The sequence below is a fragment of the Janthinobacterium sp. MP5059B genome, from assembly GCF_001758645.1.
GTDB classification, from domain to species: domain Bacteria; phylum Pseudomonadota; class Gammaproteobacteria; order Burkholderiales; family Burkholderiaceae_D; genus Janthinobacterium; species Janthinobacterium lividum.
Map to the genome: position 1 here is coordinate 194,303 of NZ_LRHX01000005.1, position 16,023 is coordinate 210,325.

17 protein-coding genes are annotated in these 16,023 nt (G+C 63.5%); 11 read left to right on the top strand and 6 right to left on the bottom strand.

Translation table 11 applies throughout. The features are described from left to right. The first annotated feature begins 46 nt into the window (after nt 1–46). The 4 genes from JAB1_RS04550 (at nt 47) to JAB1_RS04565 (ending at nt 3,523) form a co-directional block, all read left to right on the top strand. The gene (locus JAB1_RS04550; RefSeq protein ID WP_034778437.1) at nt 47–826 is read left to right on the top strand and encodes an enoyl-CoA hydratase; all 780 of its coding nucleotides are present in this window, start codon (nt 47–49) and stop codon (nt 824–826) included. Nucleotides 827–976: 150 nt separating this feature from the next. Further along, nucleotides 977–1,576 (top strand): TetR/AcrR family transcriptional regulator, encoded by a 600-nt coding sequence (locus JAB1_RS04555; RefSeq protein WP_034778440.1) that lies wholly within the window; start codon nt 977–979, stop codon nt 1,574–1,576. Between the two features lie 89 nt (nt 1,577–1,665). Further along, on the top strand, nt 1,666–2,823 hold the full coding sequence (locus tag JAB1_RS04560) for an iron-containing alcohol dehydrogenase (protein WP_070279016.1): 1,158 nt from the start codon (nt 1,666–1,668) through the stop codon (nt 2,821–2,823). 22 nt (nt 2,824–2,845) lie between these two features. Then, nucleotides 2,846–3,523 (top strand): type 1 glutamine amidotransferase domain-containing protein, encoded by a 678-nt coding sequence (locus tag JAB1_RS04565; protein ID WP_070278981.1) that lies wholly within the window; start codon nt 2,846–2,848, stop codon nt 3,521–3,523. Nucleotides 3,524–3,530: 7 nt separating this feature from the next. Here the strand turns inward: JAB1_RS04565 and JAB1_RS04570 are convergent, their stop codons facing one another. After that, nucleotides 3,531–4,118: a TetR/AcrR family transcriptional regulator gene (locus tag JAB1_RS04570; protein ID WP_175445016.1), complete on the bottom strand. Its 588-nt coding sequence runs from the start codon at nt 4,116–4,118 to the stop codon at nt 3,531–3,533. 41 nt (nt 4,119–4,159) lie between these two features. On the opposite strand from JAB1_RS04570, the gene JAB1_RS04575 reads away from it, so the two are divergent. Continuing rightward, the gene (locus tag JAB1_RS04575; RefSeq protein WP_070278983.1) at nt 4,160–4,687 is read left to right on the top strand and encodes a dihydrofolate reductase family protein; all 528 of its coding nucleotides are present in this window, start codon (nt 4,160–4,162) and stop codon (nt 4,685–4,687) included. On the opposite strand, the gene JAB1_RS04580 is transcribed toward JAB1_RS04575, so the two are convergent. After that, a complete protein-coding gene (locus JAB1_RS04580; protein ID WP_254671969.1) occupies nt 4,684–5,541 on the bottom strand; it encodes a metallophosphoesterase family protein in 858 nt (285 codons plus the stop codon). The two genes, JAB1_RS04575 and JAB1_RS04580, sit on opposite strands and share 4 nt — an antisense overlap. A gap of 85 nt (nt 5,542–5,626) precedes the next feature. Between JAB1_RS04580 and bla the strand changes: the two genes are divergently transcribed. Both bla and JAB1_RS29810 read left to right on the top strand, forming a co-directional pair. Then, nucleotides 5,627–6,583 (top strand): subclass B3 metallo-beta-lactamase, encoded by a 957-nt coding sequence (gene bla / locus JAB1_RS04585; protein WP_070278985.1) that lies wholly within the window; start codon nt 5,627–5,629, stop codon nt 6,581–6,583. Nucleotides 6,584–6,884: 301 nt separating this feature from the next. Next, the gene (locus tag JAB1_RS29810) at nt 6,885–7,058 is read left to right on the top strand and encodes a hypothetical protein (protein WP_162835747.1); all 174 of its coding nucleotides are present in this window, start codon (nt 6,885–6,887) and stop codon (nt 7,056–7,058) included. Here the strand turns inward: JAB1_RS29810 and JAB1_RS04590 are convergent. Together JAB1_RS04590 and JAB1_RS04595 are read right to left on the bottom strand one after the other, a co-directional pair. Further along, a complete protein-coding gene (locus tag JAB1_RS04590; protein ID WP_070278986.1) occupies nt 7,055–7,858 on the bottom strand; it encodes a metallophosphoesterase family protein in 804 nt (267 codons plus the stop codon). The two genes, JAB1_RS29810 and JAB1_RS04590, sit on opposite strands and share 4 nt — an antisense overlap. A 46-nt stretch (nt 7,859–7,904) precedes the next feature. Continuing rightward, entirely contained in the window at nt 7,905–8,810 is a 906-nt protein-coding gene (locus JAB1_RS04595; protein WP_034778462.1) for a LysR family transcriptional regulator, read from the bottom strand. A 119-nt stretch (nt 8,811–8,929) separates the two neighbouring features. Here JAB1_RS04595 and JAB1_RS04600 point away from each other — a divergent pair, with 119 nt between their 5' ends. Together JAB1_RS04600 and JAB1_RS04605 are read left to right on the top strand one after the other, a co-directional pair. After that, nucleotides 8,930–9,796, top strand: coding sequence for a pirin family protein (locus tag JAB1_RS04600; protein WP_070278987.1), 867 nt, complete (start codon nt 8,930–8,932; stop codon nt 9,794–9,796). A 65-nt stretch (nt 9,797–9,861) separates the two neighbouring features. After that, nucleotides 9,862–10,563 carry an isochorismatase family protein gene (locus JAB1_RS04605; protein WP_217494263.1) on the top strand — a complete coding sequence of 234 codons (702 nt, stop codon included), beginning with the start codon at nt 9,862–9,864 and terminating at the stop codon, nt 10,561–10,563. A gap of 6 nt (nt 10,564–10,569) precedes the next feature. Here JAB1_RS04605 and JAB1_RS04610 read toward each other — a convergent pair whose 3' ends face one another. Continuing rightward, nucleotides 10,570–11,325: a transporter substrate-binding domain-containing protein gene (locus JAB1_RS04610; RefSeq protein WP_244965369.1), complete on the bottom strand. Its 756-nt coding sequence runs from the start codon at nt 11,323–11,325 to the stop codon at nt 10,570–10,572. A 229-nt stretch (nt 11,326–11,554) separates the two neighbouring features. On the opposite strand from JAB1_RS04610, the gene pnuC reads away from it, so the two are divergent. Both pnuC and JAB1_RS04620 read left to right on the top strand, forming a co-directional pair. After that, nucleotides 11,555–12,145 carry a nicotinamide riboside transporter PnuC gene (gene pnuC, locus JAB1_RS04615; RefSeq protein WP_070278990.1) on the top strand — a complete coding sequence of 197 codons (591 nt, stop codon included), beginning with the start codon at nt 11,555–11,557 and terminating at the stop codon, nt 12,143–12,145. A 331-nt stretch (nt 12,146–12,476) separates the two neighbouring features. After that, nucleotides 12,477–15,035: a TonB-dependent receptor gene (locus JAB1_RS04620; protein WP_070278991.1), complete on the top strand. Its 2,559-nt coding sequence runs from the start codon at nt 12,477–12,479 to the stop codon at nt 15,033–15,035. Here the strand turns inward: JAB1_RS04620 and JAB1_RS04625 are convergent. Beyond that, complete coding sequence (locus tag JAB1_RS04625; protein ID WP_070278992.1) at nt 15,032–15,835, bottom strand: response regulator; 804 nt, start codon at nt 15,833–15,835, stop codon at nt 15,032–15,034. The genes JAB1_RS04620 and JAB1_RS04625 overlap by 4 nt on opposite strands. Nucleotides 15,836–16,023: the final 188 nt, after the last annotated feature.

Consider the following 16,023-nt stretch of genomic DNA (forward strand, 5'->3'; position numbering starts at 1 on the left):
GGGCGCTGTGGGATGACTCCGGCGCCCTTTATCTTTTGGAGACGACATGGATATTTTGTGCAGCAAGAGCGAGGGCATCCTGACCCTGGAATTCAACCGCCTGGAACGCAAGAATGCGATCACGGGCGCCATGTACCAGACCCTGGCCGATGCGCTGGTGGCGGCCGAGACGGATGATGAAGTACGCGCCATCCTGATCTGCGGCAAGCGCGAGATTTTCACGGCCGGTAACGACCTTGATGACTTCATGAAGACGGCGCGCCCGAAGGATGGTTCGCTCGACCACGACCGTCCCGTGTTCCAGTTCATGCGCGCCCTGTACGGCAGCAGCAAGCCCGTGGTGGCGGCCGTGTCCGGCCCGGCCATCGGCATCGGCACCACCTTGCTGATGCACTGCGACCTGGTCTACGCGGCAGACAATGCCAGCTTCTCGATGCCGTTCACGCAGCTGGGCCTGTGCCCGGAATTCGGCTCCAGCCTGCTGCTCACCCAATTGGCCGGCTACCCGCGCGCGGCGGAAAAGCTGATGCTGGGCGAAGCGTTCCCGGCCAGCGAAGCGCTGGAAATGGGCCTGGTGTCGAAGGTCGTGCCCCTGTATGACTTGATGACCTTCGCGCAAGGCCAGGCGGCCAAGCTGGTGGCCCTGCCGGCCGCCTCGATCCGCGCCACCAAGCGCCTGATGAAGCAAAGCCGCATGGAGCCGATGAAGGCGGCCATCGCCGACGAAAACAAACTGTTCAGCGCCATGCTGGGCGGCGCCGAAGCGAAGGAAGCGTTTACGGCCTTCTTTGAAAAGAGGAAGCCGGATTTCAAGAAGTTTGCCTAAGCTGGCTGGCCGACTGCGGCTGCCGGGGTCAGACCCCCGCGCCCTCTGGCGCAAGCCTCTGCGTTAGCGGTCTTGAGGGTCTGACCCCAGAATTTTTTCTGGGTTTAATTTATTCTAGACGACTGGTCTAATTGTGCTACAATGCCTCGCATGAAAGCTGAATACACCGACGTGCGCCAGCACATTATCGACCAGGGCAAGGCCATCATCACGCGCAAGGGCTTTGCCGGCGTGGGGCTGAACGAGATCTTGTCGGCCGCCGACGTGCCCAAGGGCTCGTTCTACCATTACTTCAAGTCGAAGGAATTGTTTGGCGAAGCGATGCTGGAAGATTACGTCACCGGCTACCTGGATGAAATGGAGCTCGTGCTGGGCCAGCCCGGCCAGAACGCGGCGCAGTCGCTGATGGCGTATTGGGCCAGCTGGACGAGCGAAAGCCTCGATGGCAGCGGTTGCGACTGCCGCTGCCTGGTGGTCAAGCTCAGCAGCGAAGTGGCGGACATGTCGGAACCGATGCGCGTGGCGCTGCTCGATGGCACCCACCGCATCATCGCCAGGCTGGCGCTGGCCATCGCGCGGGGCAGGGTGGACGACTCGCTGCCATCGGTGGCTGATCCGGCGCAGATGGCTGCCACCTTGTACCAGCTGTGGCTGGGCGCGGCGATGCTGACCAAGCTGCGGCGCGACGCCAGCGCCCTGCAAACTGCCTGGCGGGCGACCCTGGCGATGTTGCAGCTGCCGCCAGACTAATGAGCGGGCGCCAGGTACGCGGATGAGATTCGTCCGCATTTTTTTGAGCTGCATTCTAGACGACCAGTCTAATAATAAGGAGCGACATGATGAAAAATTTTGAATTCCATAACCCGACCCGTATCGTCTTCGGTCTTGATACCGTCGCCAAATTGTCCACCCTGGTGCCGCACGATGCGCGCGTGCTGATTTTGTACGGCGGCGCCAGCGCGGAAAAGACCGGCACTCTGGCCGAGGTACGCGCCGCGCTGGGCCAGCGCAGCGTGCAGGAGTTTGGCGGCATCGAACCCAATCCCAGCTATGAAACCCTGATGCGCGCCGTGGCCCAGGTGCGCAACGAAAAGCTGGACTTCCTGCTGGCCGTCGGTGGCGGCTCGGTGATCGATGGCACCAAGTTCGTCGCCGCCGCCGCCCTGTACGACGGCGAGCCGTGGGAAATCGCCGAGCGCGGCGGCGCCAATGTGCAGCGCGCCCTGCCGTTTGGCACGGTACTGACCTTGCCGGCCACGGGGTCGGAAATGAACAGCGGCGGCGTGGTGACGAAAAAAGCCACGCATGACAAGCTGAGTTTTCGCAACCCGCTGCTGTATCCGCAATTTTCCGTACTCGACCCCAGCAAAACGTTTACCTTGCCGGCCACGCAGGTGGCCAACGGCCTGGTCGACGCCTTCGTGCACACCACGGAGCAGTATCTGACCTATCCGGTGCAGGCGAAGGTGCAGGACCGCTTTGCCGAAGGCTTGCTGCAGACCCTGGTCGAGATCGCGCCGCAGGCCGTCGCATCGCCCGACGATTACGCCACTCGCGCCAACCTGATGTGGACCGCCACCCTGGCGCTGAATGGCCTGATCGGCGCCGGCGTGCCGCAGGACTGGGCCACCCACATGATTGGCCACGAACTGACGGCCCTGTACGACATCGACCATGCGCGCACCCTGGCCCTGGTGCTGCCCGCGCTGCTGGACGTGCAGCGCGAGCAGAAACGCGGCAAATTGCTACAGTATGGCGAGCGTGTCTGGAACATCACGCAGGGCAGCGACGACGAGCGCATAGCCGCGGCCATCGCCCGCACCCGCGCCTTCTTTGAAGGGCTGGGCATCCCGACCCGTTTGTCGGCCTATCAGTTGGGCCAGGAAGCGGTGGAAGCGGTACTGAGACAATTGGAAGCACATGGCATGACCTCCCTCGGCGAACACCGCGATATCGACCTCGCGCGCAGCCGCCGTATCCTCGAAGCAGCACTGTAACCCTGACATAAAAGGAAGCAACATGAATATCCTGATGGTACTCACCTCGCACGACAAACTCGGTAACACCGGCAAGAAAACCGGTTTCTGGCTGGAAGAATTCGCCGCGCCCTACTATGCGCTGCAGGAAGCGGGCGCGAAGCTGACGGTCGTTTCGCCGCTGGGCGGCCAGCCGCCGCTGGACCCGAAAAGCGACGAGCCGGATTCGCAAACGGATGCCACGCGCCGCTTCAAGCAGGACGCCGATGCGCAAGCCGTGCTGGCCAACACGGGCAAGCTGGCCGACGTGAAGGCAGCTGACTTTGACGCCGTGTTCTATCCGGGCGGCCATGGCCCGCTGTGGGACCTGGCCGAAGATCCGCACTCGATCGCGCTGATCGAACAGATGATCGCCGCCGGCAAGCCGGTCGCCGCCGTCTGCCACGCGCCCGGCGTGCTGCGTCACGTGAAGGCAACCGACGGTACGCCGCTGGTGCGCGGCAAGCAGGTAACGGGCTTTACGAATACCGAGGAAGACGCCGTCGGCTTGAGCGCGATCGTGCCTTTCCTGGTCGAGGACATGCTGAAGGAAAACGGCGGCGTCTACTCGAAGCTGGGCGACTGGCAGCCGTATGCCGTCACCGATGGCTTGCTGGTCACGGGCCAGAATCCCGCGTCGTCGGAAGCGGCCGCGCAGGCGCTGCTCAAGCTGCTGGCCTGATGCCCGGCTAGTTCCGGGCGGCCATGCCCGCCAGGATCAGGCCGACCGAAGCATGCCAGGCTGTGTCGCTGGCGGGCCTGCCCGCCAGCGCATAGCCGTGCAGGAAATCGACAAGCGCATCGCGCCCGTGCAGACGGGTTTTCTTGTCCAGGCCGAGGCTCTCCACAGCCAGCTCGAACAGTGCCGCAAACCGCTCGGCCACGTCGGTTTGCGCCACTAGTCCGCGCGCCATCAGGCGCACGAAATACGGCGTGGCGCTGACCAGCTCCAGGTATAGCGCGCACAGCGCGAGCACACGCCGTGGCGCCGCCTGGCGCCGCGTAAACGGCGGCTGGCACGGATCGAGCGCGGCAAAACGCTGCGCCATCAACGCTTGCAATAATTCCTCTTTTCCCGCGTAGTAGTGATACAGGGCCATGGCGTCGACGCCCAGGCTTTGCGCCAGCGCGCGCATGGAAAACGCTTCGCCCTTTTCTTCCAGCAGGGCCAGGGCCGCTTGCAGGATGCTGGCGTTGTCCAGTGCGGGGAGGGCGCGGCGCGGCCGCCCGGCGCGGCGCACGGCAGATTCGATGACTTGAAGTTTTGGGGTTTTCATGGGCATAATTCTACACCGTAGAATTAAATGAAAGCACACCCATGAAAAAAACTTCTGTCAGCGTTTTTCTCGGCATCAGCATCGACGGCTGCATCGCCGGAGAAAATGGAGACTTGTCCTGGCTGGCCGAACTGGCCCCCGACTCGCCCGACGCCACCGGCTACACGGCATTGATGGATCAAGTCGATACCCTGCTGATCGGCCGCACCACGTATGACGCTGTGCTGGGCTTCGAACCGTGGCCATATGCGGGCAAGCGCGTGGTGGTACTCAGCCACCGCGACTTCGCGCCGCGCCATGGCGAGCAGCGCCGCGAAGGCAGCGTGCGGGCAGTGCTGGAGGGGCTGGCAGAGGAGGGCTGCCGCCACGTGTATCTCGATGGCGGCGCCGTCATCCGTGCCGGCTTGCGCGAAGGCGCCATCGACAGCCTGACCTTGTCCGTGCTGCCCGTGGTGCTGGGCAAGGGCGTGCGCCTGTTCGAGGATGGTTTGCCGCGCAGCGACTGGCGCCTGGACTTCACGCGCCAGCTGCCCAGCGGCGTGGTGCAGTTGCGTTATCGGAAAAATTAAACCGCGCTGGAGAGGTCGATGATGAAGCCGGAATCGTAGCGTTCATTCTCTGGCGTGCCATCGGGCCGCTTGTAGCCGCAGGGGTTGCAGACCACGCGGCAGTCCTGGACGCGGTAGTCGAGCGAAGCGTGCATGTGGCCATGCACCCACAGATCCGCCTGCGCCACCAGCGCGTCCAGCTGCGAGGCGAAGGCGGGCGAGCCCAGGTTCGTCGCGTACTGCTCTTCCACCGACAGCATCGAGGGCGCCATGTGCGTGATGACGACGGTCTTGCCATCGAAGGGTTGCGCCAGTTGCTGCTCCAGCCAGGCGCGGTGCTGCGCGTGCAGCTGCGCCGTGTCGGCCGCGCACAAGAGACGCGGCGTGTCGCCGCCCGTGCTGATGCGCTTGTAGTCGGGCATGTAGCTTTGCGCCGCGTTCAAGGCTTCGTCCCGGCGCTCCGCGCCGAACAGCAGAAAATCCGTCCACAGCGTGACGCCGAGGAAGCGCACGCCGTTGAGTACCACCGCATCGCCGTCGAGCAGGCGGATGCTGGCGCCCTGCGCATTGGCGCTGGCGCTGGCGTCGCGCACGGCATCCTGCATGTGTTCCAGCTGATGCCCATAGCCCTCGTGATTGCCGTGCACGTACAGCACGGGCAGGGAGCCGAAGGTGCGTGCGGCCCAGGCGATGGCATTGCTGCCCGTATCGATATCGCCGGCCAGGATCACCACGTCGGGTCGGCAGGCGGCAAGATCGATGGCGGGCGTGTCTTCGCCCCAGACTTCCAGGTGCAGGTCGGACAGGATCAGCAAACGCATGGCAGGAGGCGCGGCGAGGCGCACGGCAGTCAATGGACCTCTATCGTAGCGCATGTCGCTGCGTCCGTCTGCTTGACCGCGCGAGGGTAGCGACGTTACCCTGTGGCATCGAATACCGCACACTCATTACTGGAGCCGCATGCCGCCTTTCTTCTTTCCCAAGACCTTGCTCAGTATCGCGCTGGCCGCCATGGCGCTGCCGTTTTCCGCGCATGCCGCCACGCCCGCCGTCGATCCCTTGACGCAGCCGATCGCCTCGCCGTATGCGGCGCAGTGGAACCGTCCGCAGCAACCGGCGCGCATCCATGGCGACACGTATTACGTGGGCGTGGGCGGCTTGAGCGTGGTGCTGATCGACACGCGCGAAGGCTTGATCCTGATCGATGGCGCGTTGCCGCAATCGGTGGCCGCCATCAAGGAACATATCCTCGAGCTGGGCTTTCGCCTGGAAGACATCAAGTTCATCCTGAATACGGAAGCGCATTTCGACCATTCGGGCGGCATCGCCGCCCTGGCCCGCGACAGCGGCGCGCAAGTGATCGCCAGCCCGCTCGGCGCGCAGGCGCTGCGCGCGGGATCGGTGCTCGCCATGGACCCGCAAGCGGGCGAAATCGATCCCATGCCGGCCGTTGAGAATGTGCGCGAGATCGCCGATGGCGAAACCCTGCAGCTGGGCGACGTGACCATCACGGCGCGCTACACGCCCGGCCATACGCCGGGCAGCACCAGCTGGACCTGGGTGTCGTGCGAGGATGCGGAGCGCAAGGAATGCCTGAGCGTGGTGTTCGGCGCGAGCCTCACGCCGGTGGCGGCCGACGATTTTCACTACCTGGGCGATGAACGCCATGCGGACCTGACGCCGGCCTTCCGCCGCGTCATGCAGGACTTTGCCAGGCTGCCGTGCGATATCCTGATCTCGGCCCACCCCGACCACTCCGGCGGCGACCGCAAGCTGACGCAATTGCTGGAAGGCGTCACGCCGAATCCCTTCATCGATGCGCAGGCATGCAGCAATTACGCTGCCAAAAATGAAGCCAAGCTCGATGCCCGCATCGCGAAAGAAAAAGCTATGGCTGGCGAGACTGCGACAAAATAACAACGTTGGCGTCTTCGCCATGAAAAGCGGTTGACGCACTGCAGCATAAGGTGCAGAATCGTCGTCCGCAGTTCAGATTAACCAGATAAAAGAAAGGAAACCCATGTTCGAGCAGGCTGGCAGCAAGTACTACCACTAGCCCCGTGCATGACGCTCGGGGCCATCGGCACATTGCCGATCCCGAGCCGGTGTCCTTCAAACCCCGGTGAGGAAACTCGCCGGGGTTTTTTGTTTTGCACGACCCCATATAAGGACAGGAAATACCGTGATGCCCATGCATCAAGGATTGAAAGGAAGCACCATGAAGATCAAAGTGAAAGCCACGCCCAAGCCGCGCAATCCGCTGGTGGCAGCCGCCAGGCTGCGCGGCGGCGCCGGCGCGCACCAGTCGGTAGCGTCGCCGCGCGCGGCACGCCGGGCCGGCAAGCACCGCCTGCAGCAATTGCTGGCGGGGCGCCTGAAGGCCGACGACTAGGGCGTGCCCAGTTCGACGATGAAGTTCGGGTTGAACTGGGGATTTTGCGGCGTGCCGCTGCGCGTCTTGTAGCCGCAGGGATTGGATACGACGCGGCACTGGCCGATGCGGTAGTCGCGCGAGGCGTGGATGTGGCCATGCACCCACAGGTCCGCCTGCGCGGCCAGCTCGTCCAGACGAGAGGCATAGGCGGGCGAACACCCTTCGCTGCCGTAGGCATCATCGACCGAAAGCAGCGACGGCGCCATGTGGCTGATGACGACGGTAGCGCCATGGAATGGCTGCGCCAGTTCGCGCGCCAGCCAGGCTTTTTGCTGCGCGTGGAACATGGCCGTGTCGGCCGCGCGCAGCTTGCGAAAGCCCATGCTGGCCAGGCGGATGCGCTTGTAGTCGTTCATGACGGCTTCCGCATCGCGCATGGCCGACTGGCGCGTATCGTCGCCCAGCAGGCGGAAATCCGTCCACAGGGTGGCGCCCAGGAAGCGCACGGCGTTGCCAGCCTTGTCGGTGATGACGTGGGTATCGGCGTCGAGAAAATGCACGTTGTCCGTGGCCGCACAGAGCGCGCGCAGCTCCTGGCGCACCTTGTCGAGGTGGTGGCCATAGCCTTCGTGGTTGCCATGCACGTACAGCACGGGCAGGCCCGCGAATGTGCTGGCGGCCCAGGCGACGGCGCGGGCGCCCGTGTCGATGTCGCCGGCCAGGATCACGGCGTCGGGGCAGCTGAGCGCGAGGTCGCCCTGCGGCGCTTCGTCGCGCCATAATTCGTGGTGCAGGTCCGACAAAATCAATAAACGCATGCGGTATCCAGGCGATTGGAGGGTATGCCATCGTACCTGAAAACCCTCACTCTTCCTCCAGCGCGGCGAAGCTGTGCGCCAGGTAGTCGATCAGCGTACGCACGGCCGGCAGCAGGCCGCGCCGCGACGGGAAAACGGCGTGGATGATTTCGCGCTGTGGCCGCCACTGCTCCATCAGCGGCAGCAGGCTGCCATCGGCCACCTGTTCGGTGATCATCATGGTCGGCAGCTGCACCACGCCCACGCCGGCCACGGCCGCGTCGCGCAGGGTCAGCATGTCGCCCGTGACGAAGCGCGGCACGTGGCGCAACTGGGCGCGCGCGCCATCGGGGCCGTACAAATCCCACTGGTAGTGCTGTTGCGGCGTGCCCAGGGCCAGGCTGGGCCAGTCGGCCAGGTCGGCCGGCGCCTTCGGCACGGGCGCGCCGGCGAACAGCAGCGGGCTGCCCACCATGCACTGGCTGCGTTCGGCCAGCACGCGCAGCACCAGGTCGCTGTCGGGCAGCGGCGGCGGGCGCACGCGGATGGCCACGTCGATGCCTTCGGCTACCAGGTCGACGCGGCGGTTGCTCGCTTCCAGCAGCAAGGTCACTTGCGGATGCTCGCGCATGAAGCCGGCCAGCATGGGCGCGACCAGGGAGTGCAGCAGGGCGATGGGACAGGACAGGCGCACCGTGCCCCGTGGCGCGGCCCGCGTCAGTTCGATCGCTTCCTGCGCCGCCTCCGCTTCCACCAGCATGGCCTTGCAATGCTCGTAAAACGTCTGGCCCACGTCGGTGACGGAAAAGTGCCGCGTCGTGCGTTGCAGCAGGCGCGCGCCGAGGCGCTCTTCCAGCAGGGCGATGCGCCGGCTCAGTTTTGATTTCGGCATGCCCAGCGCGCGCCCTGCCGGCGCGAAACCGCCATGGTCGACCACCTGCACAAAGTAATACAAGTCATTCAAGTCCTGCATGCCATCTCCTTGATCGTTCTATTTTTGGAACGCTGATGGCAGATTTTACCGTCTACCGGCTTCATCGTTGCAAGCATATTCTGTCTTCATCGTAATGCAAACCCCAACAGGAGATCGAGATGAACACAGTCACAGGTATCTACAGCGCACCCCGCCAGCACTGGGTCGGCGACGGTTTTCCCGTGCGCTCGATGTTTTCGTATAACGGCCATGGCAAGCAGCTGAGCCCATTCCTGCTGCTCGACTATGCCGGCCCTGCCGAATTTGCGCCCGGCACCCGTCCGCCCGGCGTCGGTTCGCACCCGCACCGCGGCTTTGAAACGGTGACCATCGTCTACAAGGGCGAAGTGGCGCACCGCGATTCGACGGGCCAGGGCGGCGTGATCGGCCCCGGCGACGTGCAATGGATGACGGCCGGCGCCGGCATCCTGCATGAAGAGTTTCACTCGCCTGCCTTCACGCAGTCGGGCGGCACCCTGGAAATGGTGCAGCTGTGGGTGAACCTGCCGGCCCAAAACAAGATGACGGCGCCCGGCTACCAGGCCATCAGCAGCGACACGATTCCCACGGTGGCGCTGCCGGACGATGCCGGTTCGTTGCGCGTGATCGCCGGCGACTTCGACGGCCAGCATGGCCCGGCCCGCACGTTTTCGCCGATGCAGGTGTGGGACATGCGCCTGGCTCAGGGCAAGCTGACGGAGCTGCCCGTGACGAGAGGTTGGAGCACGGCGCTGATCGTCCTGCACGGCACGGTGCTGGTCAATGGCGAGAGCGTGGTGCGCGAAGCGCAGATGGCGCTGTTCGAGCGCGATGGCGACAGCATCACCATCGAAGCGAACAACGACGCCGTGGTTCTGCTGCTGAGCGGCGAGCCGATCGACGAACCCATCGTCGGCCACGGTCCGTTCGTCATGAACAGCGAGGCGGAAATCGTGCAGGCATTCGAGGATTTCAACAGCGGCCGCTTCGCCCATATCGCGCCGTAATGTGCGTCATTAATTTGTGCAGTACCCATGCCGCATCCCGCGGCATGGTTTTTGAGGAGACCACCATGAGCACCCCCGCCAACTTCCAAGGTTTGCCACCGATGATCGATCCCGACGACGCCGTCATGCTGCTGATCGACCACCAGAGCGGCTTGTTCCAGCTGGTGCGCGACATCGAGCAGCACGTGCTGCGCGGCCACGTCACGGCGCTGGCCAAGCTGTCGCGCCTGGCCAACATGCCGACGTTTACCACCGCTTCCGTGCCGGACGGCCCGAACGGCCCATTGATCCCGGAAATCCACCATTTCAACCCGGACGCCGTCTACATCCCGCGCACGGGCCAGATCAACGCCTGGGACAATCCTGCCTGGGTCGACGCCATCGAAAAGACGGGCCGCAAGACCCTGCTGATCGCCGGCACGCTCACCAGCGTGTGCATGGCTTTTCCCACCATCAGCGCGCTGGCGGCCGGCTACAAGGTGTTTGCCATCATCGACGCCTCGGGCAACTGGTCGAAGATGGCCACCGATATCACCATGGCGCGCGTGACGCAGGCGGGCGCCGTGCCGATCGACACGTATGCCGTGCTGGCGGAAGTGATGAGCACCTGGAACCGCGCCGACGCGATGGAATTCGCCGCCATCATGACCGACCATATCGTGCCGCCGTACCGCGCGCTGATCGAAAGCTACGACAAGGCGCAGGGCGTGCAAAAGAATGGCCGTGAAACGAAGCTGGAAATCCTCGAGGCGGCGTCGAAGAGCTGACCTCCGCTACGGTGCTTCGTAGCTGTTGCGTATCGCCGCCAGCACGCCGCGCTGCTCCAGGTGCGTGATGGCGGCGTTCAGGCGCGCCAGGTCGGCGGCGCTGGTCGTGCGCGCATTGAGCATCAGGTGCACGGGAGCGCGCAGGGCCAGGAAGGGCAGGGCGTTCAAGGCGACGCCCTGCAGGCGCGCTTCGTGGCGCACGGCCAGCACGTCGCCCAGCAGCAGGTCGGCGCGGCCCGCATCGAGCATGCGCACGCCTTGCTGGAAGCTGCCGAACGCATTCAGGCGACCAGCCTTTTCCAGCACCGGCCGGGCCGCCGCGTACTGCGCGCCATACCAGCCCACTTTGGGCGCCAGCAAGGTCGAGTTGCCGCGCGCGAGCTGCGCGAAGCTGGCGATCTGGCGCTGGCTGCCGGGCGCGCCGGATTTGCTGAAGAGTCCCACGGCTTCGTCGCGATACGGGATGGAAAAGCGCGCATAGGACTGGCGTTCCGGCGTCTCCGACGCGGCCAGCATCAGGTCCAGTCCCCCTTTCTGGAACAGCAGCTGGCGCCGCGCCGTGGGCAGTTCCGGCAAGGTGACCAGGGTGCAGCGGGCTTGCTTGAAAATGGCTTTCAGCAAATCCAGGTCCAGGCCCGTATAGCGGTCCTGGGCATCGCGGTAGACATAGGGCGGCCACTGCTCCAGCGCCATCGTCATGCGGCAAGCCACGGCGGGCAGGGCAGATACGCCGAGCACTGCCGCAAACAGGAGATGGCGCATGCGCATATGGGAGCTTCCCTGGAGTTTCAACTTGATAGTCAATTTGCCAGAATGGCCAGGGAAGTCAAGGGCTGCGGCCGCTGAAGGCCGGCCTGGTTCGCATTTCCTCGATGTTTGCGCGTTTTTTGCCGCTTTTCCCCATGGGTGCCGCCTCCGGCGCGGCGAACACCGTGCAGTGTAATCGGCTATAGTGGCGCGGTGCCACCACTGCCCCGCAAAGGAAGACTGCTTGACTGCCCCGCTCGAGATCGCCGCCAATGTGCTGATGACTGCCTCCATCATCCTGGCTGGACGCAATAATATTCATTCCTGGTGGATCGGCATGGTTGGCTGCGTGCTGTTTGCCGTGCTGTTTTTCCAGGTCAACCTGTACGCCGACGTGATGCTGCAGCTGTTTTTCATCGTCACCTGCGTCATCGGCTGGCTGCAATGGCGGCGCGGCGCCAACGGCAAGCCCTTGCCAATCACGCGTACGGGCTGGCGCAGCCTGGCCTGGGTGGTACCGGCCGGCATCGCCTCCGTGGCGATCTACGGCATGCTGCTGCACCGCTTTACGAATGCCTACGCGCCCTTCATCGATTCGGCAGTGTTGGTATTTAGCATCATCGCGCAATTCCTGCTGATGAGCCGACGCATCGAAACCTGGGCTTTCTGGCTGCTGGTCAATACCGTGGCCGTGCCGCTCTACTACAGCCGCGGCCTGCACCTGACGGCCGTGCTGTATGCGGCCTACTGGATCAATGCCGTGATTTCCTGGTACTGGTGGGGCGTGCAGGCACGCCGCGCGGCGCAGGCGCCTGCGGTGATTGCCGACGCTTGATATTGCCATATACCAAGTCCTTAGATTCAAATCATATATACAATCAATTTTTAATTCGTTCACGCGCTAAAGACACCGGGATATAGTGGCCTTTCCCCGCTTACCGGTGTTTTTTATGTTGCGTTTTGCCATTTTTGCCTGTTTTTCCGCCGCCCCGCACCAGCTGACCATGCAATGCATGGCGCAGTGGATGCCGGTGCGTGCCCGTCCACGCATCCCCTAAGTCATTCCATCCATTTCGTTGTCGTTTGCCCGCTGGCCCACCCGGTCCGCGTGCCCCTGCTCGGCCTTTTTTATCGGAAAAAGGCTGCAATCCCAATAAGAGGAAACCATGTTCAAACCACTCGCCATCAGTCTTGCCATCGCCGCCGCCTTTCCTGCCTTCGCCCATGCCGAGGACGACATGCTGCGTGTTAACGTCACCGGATCGAATATCCGCGTCAGCGAAAAGGAGGGCGCCAGCGCCGTGCAGGTCATCACGGCCAAGGAATTGAAAGCCGGCGGCAAGACCAGCGTGTCGGACGTGCTGCGCGCCATCTCCGCCAATAGCGGCAACAGCTACAACGAACAATATACGGGCAGTTTCTCGGCCGGCACCTCGGGCCTGTCGCTGCGCGGCATCGGCCAGCAAAATACCCTGATCCTCGTGAATGGCCGCCGCGTGGCCAGCTATGCCACGGCGCAGGATTTGCAGCAGACCTTCGTTGACCTGAACAGCCTGCCGATGGCGGCCGTGCAGCGCATCGAGGTGCTCAAGGATGGCGCCTCATCCGTGTATGGCTCCGACGCCGTGGCCGGCGTGGTCAACATCATCCTGTACAAGGAATTCACGGGCACGGACATCACGGCGCAATGGGGCGGCTCGACGCAAGGCACGGGCCAGCACGAAAAGAGCGCGGCGCTGCAAACGGGTTTCGGCAAGCTCGAGGAAGATGGCTACAGCGTGGTCTTCTCGGTCGATGCCCAGCAGCGCGACAAGCTGCAGCAAAGCGACGTGGCATGGCTGCGCGATGCCGACTACCGCCAGCAACAGCGCGGCAGCCTCGGCTGGACCGCCACGAATTACGCCGGCAACGACCCCACGAAGACCCTCGGCGGCGTGCGCGGCCCGCTGCAGCTGGTGCCGTACAAGGACATCAATCCCACTGGCAGCGGCCAGGTGCTGGCCTACAATCCGGCGCCGTATAAAACGCTGATCCCGGGCATCCAGCGCATCCACTCGTCGCTGCGCGGCACCCTCAAGCTGAACGCGGACACGGAAGCCTATGTCGACTTGCTGCACAGTTATTCGCGCGCCGACCAGACCTTCAGCGCGCCGCTGACGGTGAACAACGCCACGCGCGTGTGGAACAACAGCACCAAGCTGCTCGATACCATCCCCGTGGTGCTGCCCGTGGGCCATCCGAACAATCCGGGCACGACGCCCTTGCCATTTACTGCCACGCTGTTCGACCTGGGACCGCGCCTGAAGCAGGACCGCGTCACCTTCTACCGCGCGCTGGCCGGCGCCAAGGGTACCTGGGCGGGTTGGGACTGGGATACGGCCGTGGCCCATTCCAGCAGCAAGCTGGAGGAAACGGTGCAGAACTTCGTCAACCGCTACGAATTCCAGAAAGTGCTGGCCGACGGCAGCTACAATTTCTTTGACCAGTCGCAAAACAGCGAAGCCGTGCGCAACCGCCTGCGCCTGTCGACCCTGCGCCCGGCCGAATCGACGCTCGACACGCTCGACTTCTCGGCGGCCAAGGATATCTGGGACTTGCCAGCGGGCCCGCTGGGATTTGCCGCCGGCGCCCAGTGGCGCCGCGAAAAGATGGATTCGCAAACCTCGACGGCCGTGCTGTCGGGCACGGAACTGCGCCCCGCACTCAATATCATCAACGGCTCGCGCAATGTGTCGGCCCTGTTTGCCGAATTCAATGTGCCCGTCGTAAAAGACCTGTCCGTCAACGTGGCGGGACGCGCCGACCATTACAGCGACTTCGGCAATGCGTTTTCGCCCAAGGCCAGCGCGCGCTACCAGGCGGCGCCATGGTTGTTGCTGCGTGGCACCGTTTCACGCGCCTTCCGCGCGCCATCGCTGCCGGAAATCACCGACAGCACGGCCGTCAGCTATACCGGCGTGATCGATGCCCGCGATCCCCTGACGCCGACGCAGTCGCGCGGCGTGACGGTCATGACCATCGCCAATCCGAACCTGCGCCCCGAGCGGTCGAAAAACCTGAACCTGGGCGTGGTGGTGTCGCCCACCAGCAGTTCGAGCATCGGCCTCGATTACTACCGTATCAAGCAGGATGGCGTGATCGGCACGGCCAGCGCCACCACCATCCTCGAGAATGAAAGCACGGCGCCGCAACAGATCACGCGCGGTGCCGATGGACGCATCACGACCCTGTACCGCCAGTTCCGCAACCAGGGCCAGCGCGAAGTGTCGGGCATAGACCTGGACCTGCGTCAGCGCTTCGTCGACAAGGACTGGGGCAAGCTGACCCTGACCGGCCAGCTGAGCCGCGTGCTGCGCTTTGCCGAACCGCTGTCCGATGGCGCACCGCTGACCGATGGCGCCGGCACCAACTACTTCGGCTCCATCCCGAAATGGCGCGGCGTCAGCTCGGCCACCTGGGAGCAGGGCAAGTGGTCGTCCACGCTCACATGGAACTACGTGGGCAGCTATGCGCAGCAGCAGCACCTCGATGAATCGGTGGCTGCCTTCAGCACGTTCGACGTGACCAGCAGCTGGCAAGTCACGCCGGCGGCAAACGTCACCTTCATCGTGCAAAACCTGGCCAACAAGCGTGCGCCCTGGGACTATGCTTCCACCGGCTTTGACTTTACCCAGGCCGATCCGCGTGGACGCGTTGCGGCGCTCAAGCTGAACTACAAGTTCTAACCACTCGCCGCCTGCCGCTGCCCCGTCTGCTCCTGCAGGCGCTGGCGGTAGGCGCTGGGGGGAACGCCCATGCGTTCGCGAAAGGCGGTGGCGAAGTTGCCCGCGTTGTGAAAGCCGATCAGCAGGGCGATATCCTGCACGTCGATGTCCGTCTGCTGCAGCAATTCCACGCCGCGGGCAATGCGCGCTTCGCGGATGAAGGCGAAGACCGTCATGCCCGTTTGCTCGCGGAACATCAGCGTCAGCTTTTCGCGGTAGGTGCCCACGCTGCGGGCGATTTCGGACAGGTTCGGCAGGCTGCCCAGGTTGTCGAGGATCAGCTGTTTGACCGCATTGACGAACACCAGGTCGGGATGCTGCAGCTTGTCGCTGATCGGCACCGTTGCTGGCAAGGTACTGTTGCTTTTACGCATCAAACCCAGGTGGATATGGATGCGCGCGGCCAGTTCCTCCGGCGTGAACGGCTTCGAAATGTAGTCGACGCCCCCCACCTGCAAGCCCATGATGCGTTCCTTGGCGGCATCGGCGCCGCTGAGAAAGATCACGGGAATCTCTTCCGTTTCGGGATTGGCCTTGAGCAAACGGCATGCCGTGTAGCCATCCATCTCGGGCATGCGCACATCGAGCAGGATCAGGTCGGGATGCGTGGCCAATGCCAGCTGGTAGCCCTGGTAGCCGTTGAAGGCAATGCTGAAACGGTAGGGCTGCTCGCTGAGCAGCTCCATCAGCATGCGCTGCTCGAACGCGGAATCATCCACGATCAAGATGTTTTTTTTGATGGTTTCGCTGGTCAATGGCATGGCATGGATGACTTAACCAAAAAGCAAGTTGTGGCTTATTATGCCTCGCTTTTTCTTTTTTTTCTGCTTTTCTCGTATTTCAAAAGATGTTTCTCCGCGAGAAGAAGCGCGGATTTCCCAGATCGCCAATAATTCATTCATGCATTGATTTTAAGCAATGTCGATTGCCAAAAAATCTGTTTTGCCAA

Coding starts and splice junctions, on each gene's coding strand:
- JAB1_RS04550 (WP_034778437.1), top strand. CDS start 47: ATGGATATTTTGTGCAGCAAGAGCGAGGGCATCCTGACCCTGGAATTC.
- JAB1_RS04555 (WP_034778440.1), top strand. CDS start 977: ATGAAAGCTGAATACACCGACGTGCGCCAGCACATTATCGACCAGGGC.
- JAB1_RS04560 (WP_070279016.1), top strand. CDS start 1,666: ATGAAAAATTTTGAATTCCATAACCCGACCCGTATCGTCTTCGGTCTT.
- JAB1_RS04565 (WP_070278981.1), top strand. CDS start 2,846: ATGAATATCCTGATGGTACTCACCTCGCACGACAAACTCGGTAACACC.
- JAB1_RS04570 (WP_175445016.1), bottom strand. CDS start 4,118: ATGAAAACCCCAAAACTTCAAGTCATCGAATCTGCCGTGCGCCGCGCC.
- JAB1_RS04575 (WP_070278983.1), top strand. CDS start 4,160: ATGAAAAAAACTTCTGTCAGCGTTTTTCTCGGCATCAGCATCGACGGC.
- JAB1_RS04580 (WP_254671969.1), bottom strand. CDS start 5,541: ATGCGCTACGATAGAGGTCCATTGACTGCCGTGCGCCTCGCCGCGCCT.
- bla (WP_070278985.1), top strand. CDS start 5,627: ATGCCGCCTTTCTTCTTTCCCAAGACCTTGCTCAGTATCGCGCTGGCC.
- JAB1_RS29810 (WP_162835747.1), top strand. CDS start 6,885: ATGAAGATCAAAGTGAAAGCCACGCCCAAGCCGCGCAATCCGCTGGTG.
- JAB1_RS04590 (WP_070278986.1), bottom strand. CDS start 7,858: ATGCGTTTATTGATTTTGTCGGACCTGCACCACGAATTATGGCGCGAC.
- JAB1_RS04595 (WP_034778462.1), bottom strand. CDS start 8,810: ATGCAGGACTTGAATGACTTGTATTACTTTGTGCAGGTGGTCGACCAT.
- JAB1_RS04600 (WP_070278987.1), top strand. CDS start 8,930: ATGAACACAGTCACAGGTATCTACAGCGCACCCCGCCAGCACTGGGTC.
- JAB1_RS04605 (WP_217494263.1), top strand. CDS start 9,862: ATGAGCACCCCCGCCAACTTCCAAGGTTTGCCACCGATGATCGATCCC.
- JAB1_RS04610 (WP_244965369.1), bottom strand. CDS start 11,325: ATGCGCCATCTCCTGTTTGCGGCAGTGCTCGGCGTATCTGCCCTGCCC.
- JAB1_RS04620 (WP_070278991.1), top strand. CDS start 12,477: ATGTTCAAACCACTCGCCATCAGTCTTGCCATCGCCGCCGCCTTTCCT.
- JAB1_RS04625 (WP_070278992.1), bottom strand. CDS start 15,835: ATGCCATTGACCAGCGAAACCATCAAAAAAAACATCTTGATCGTGGAT.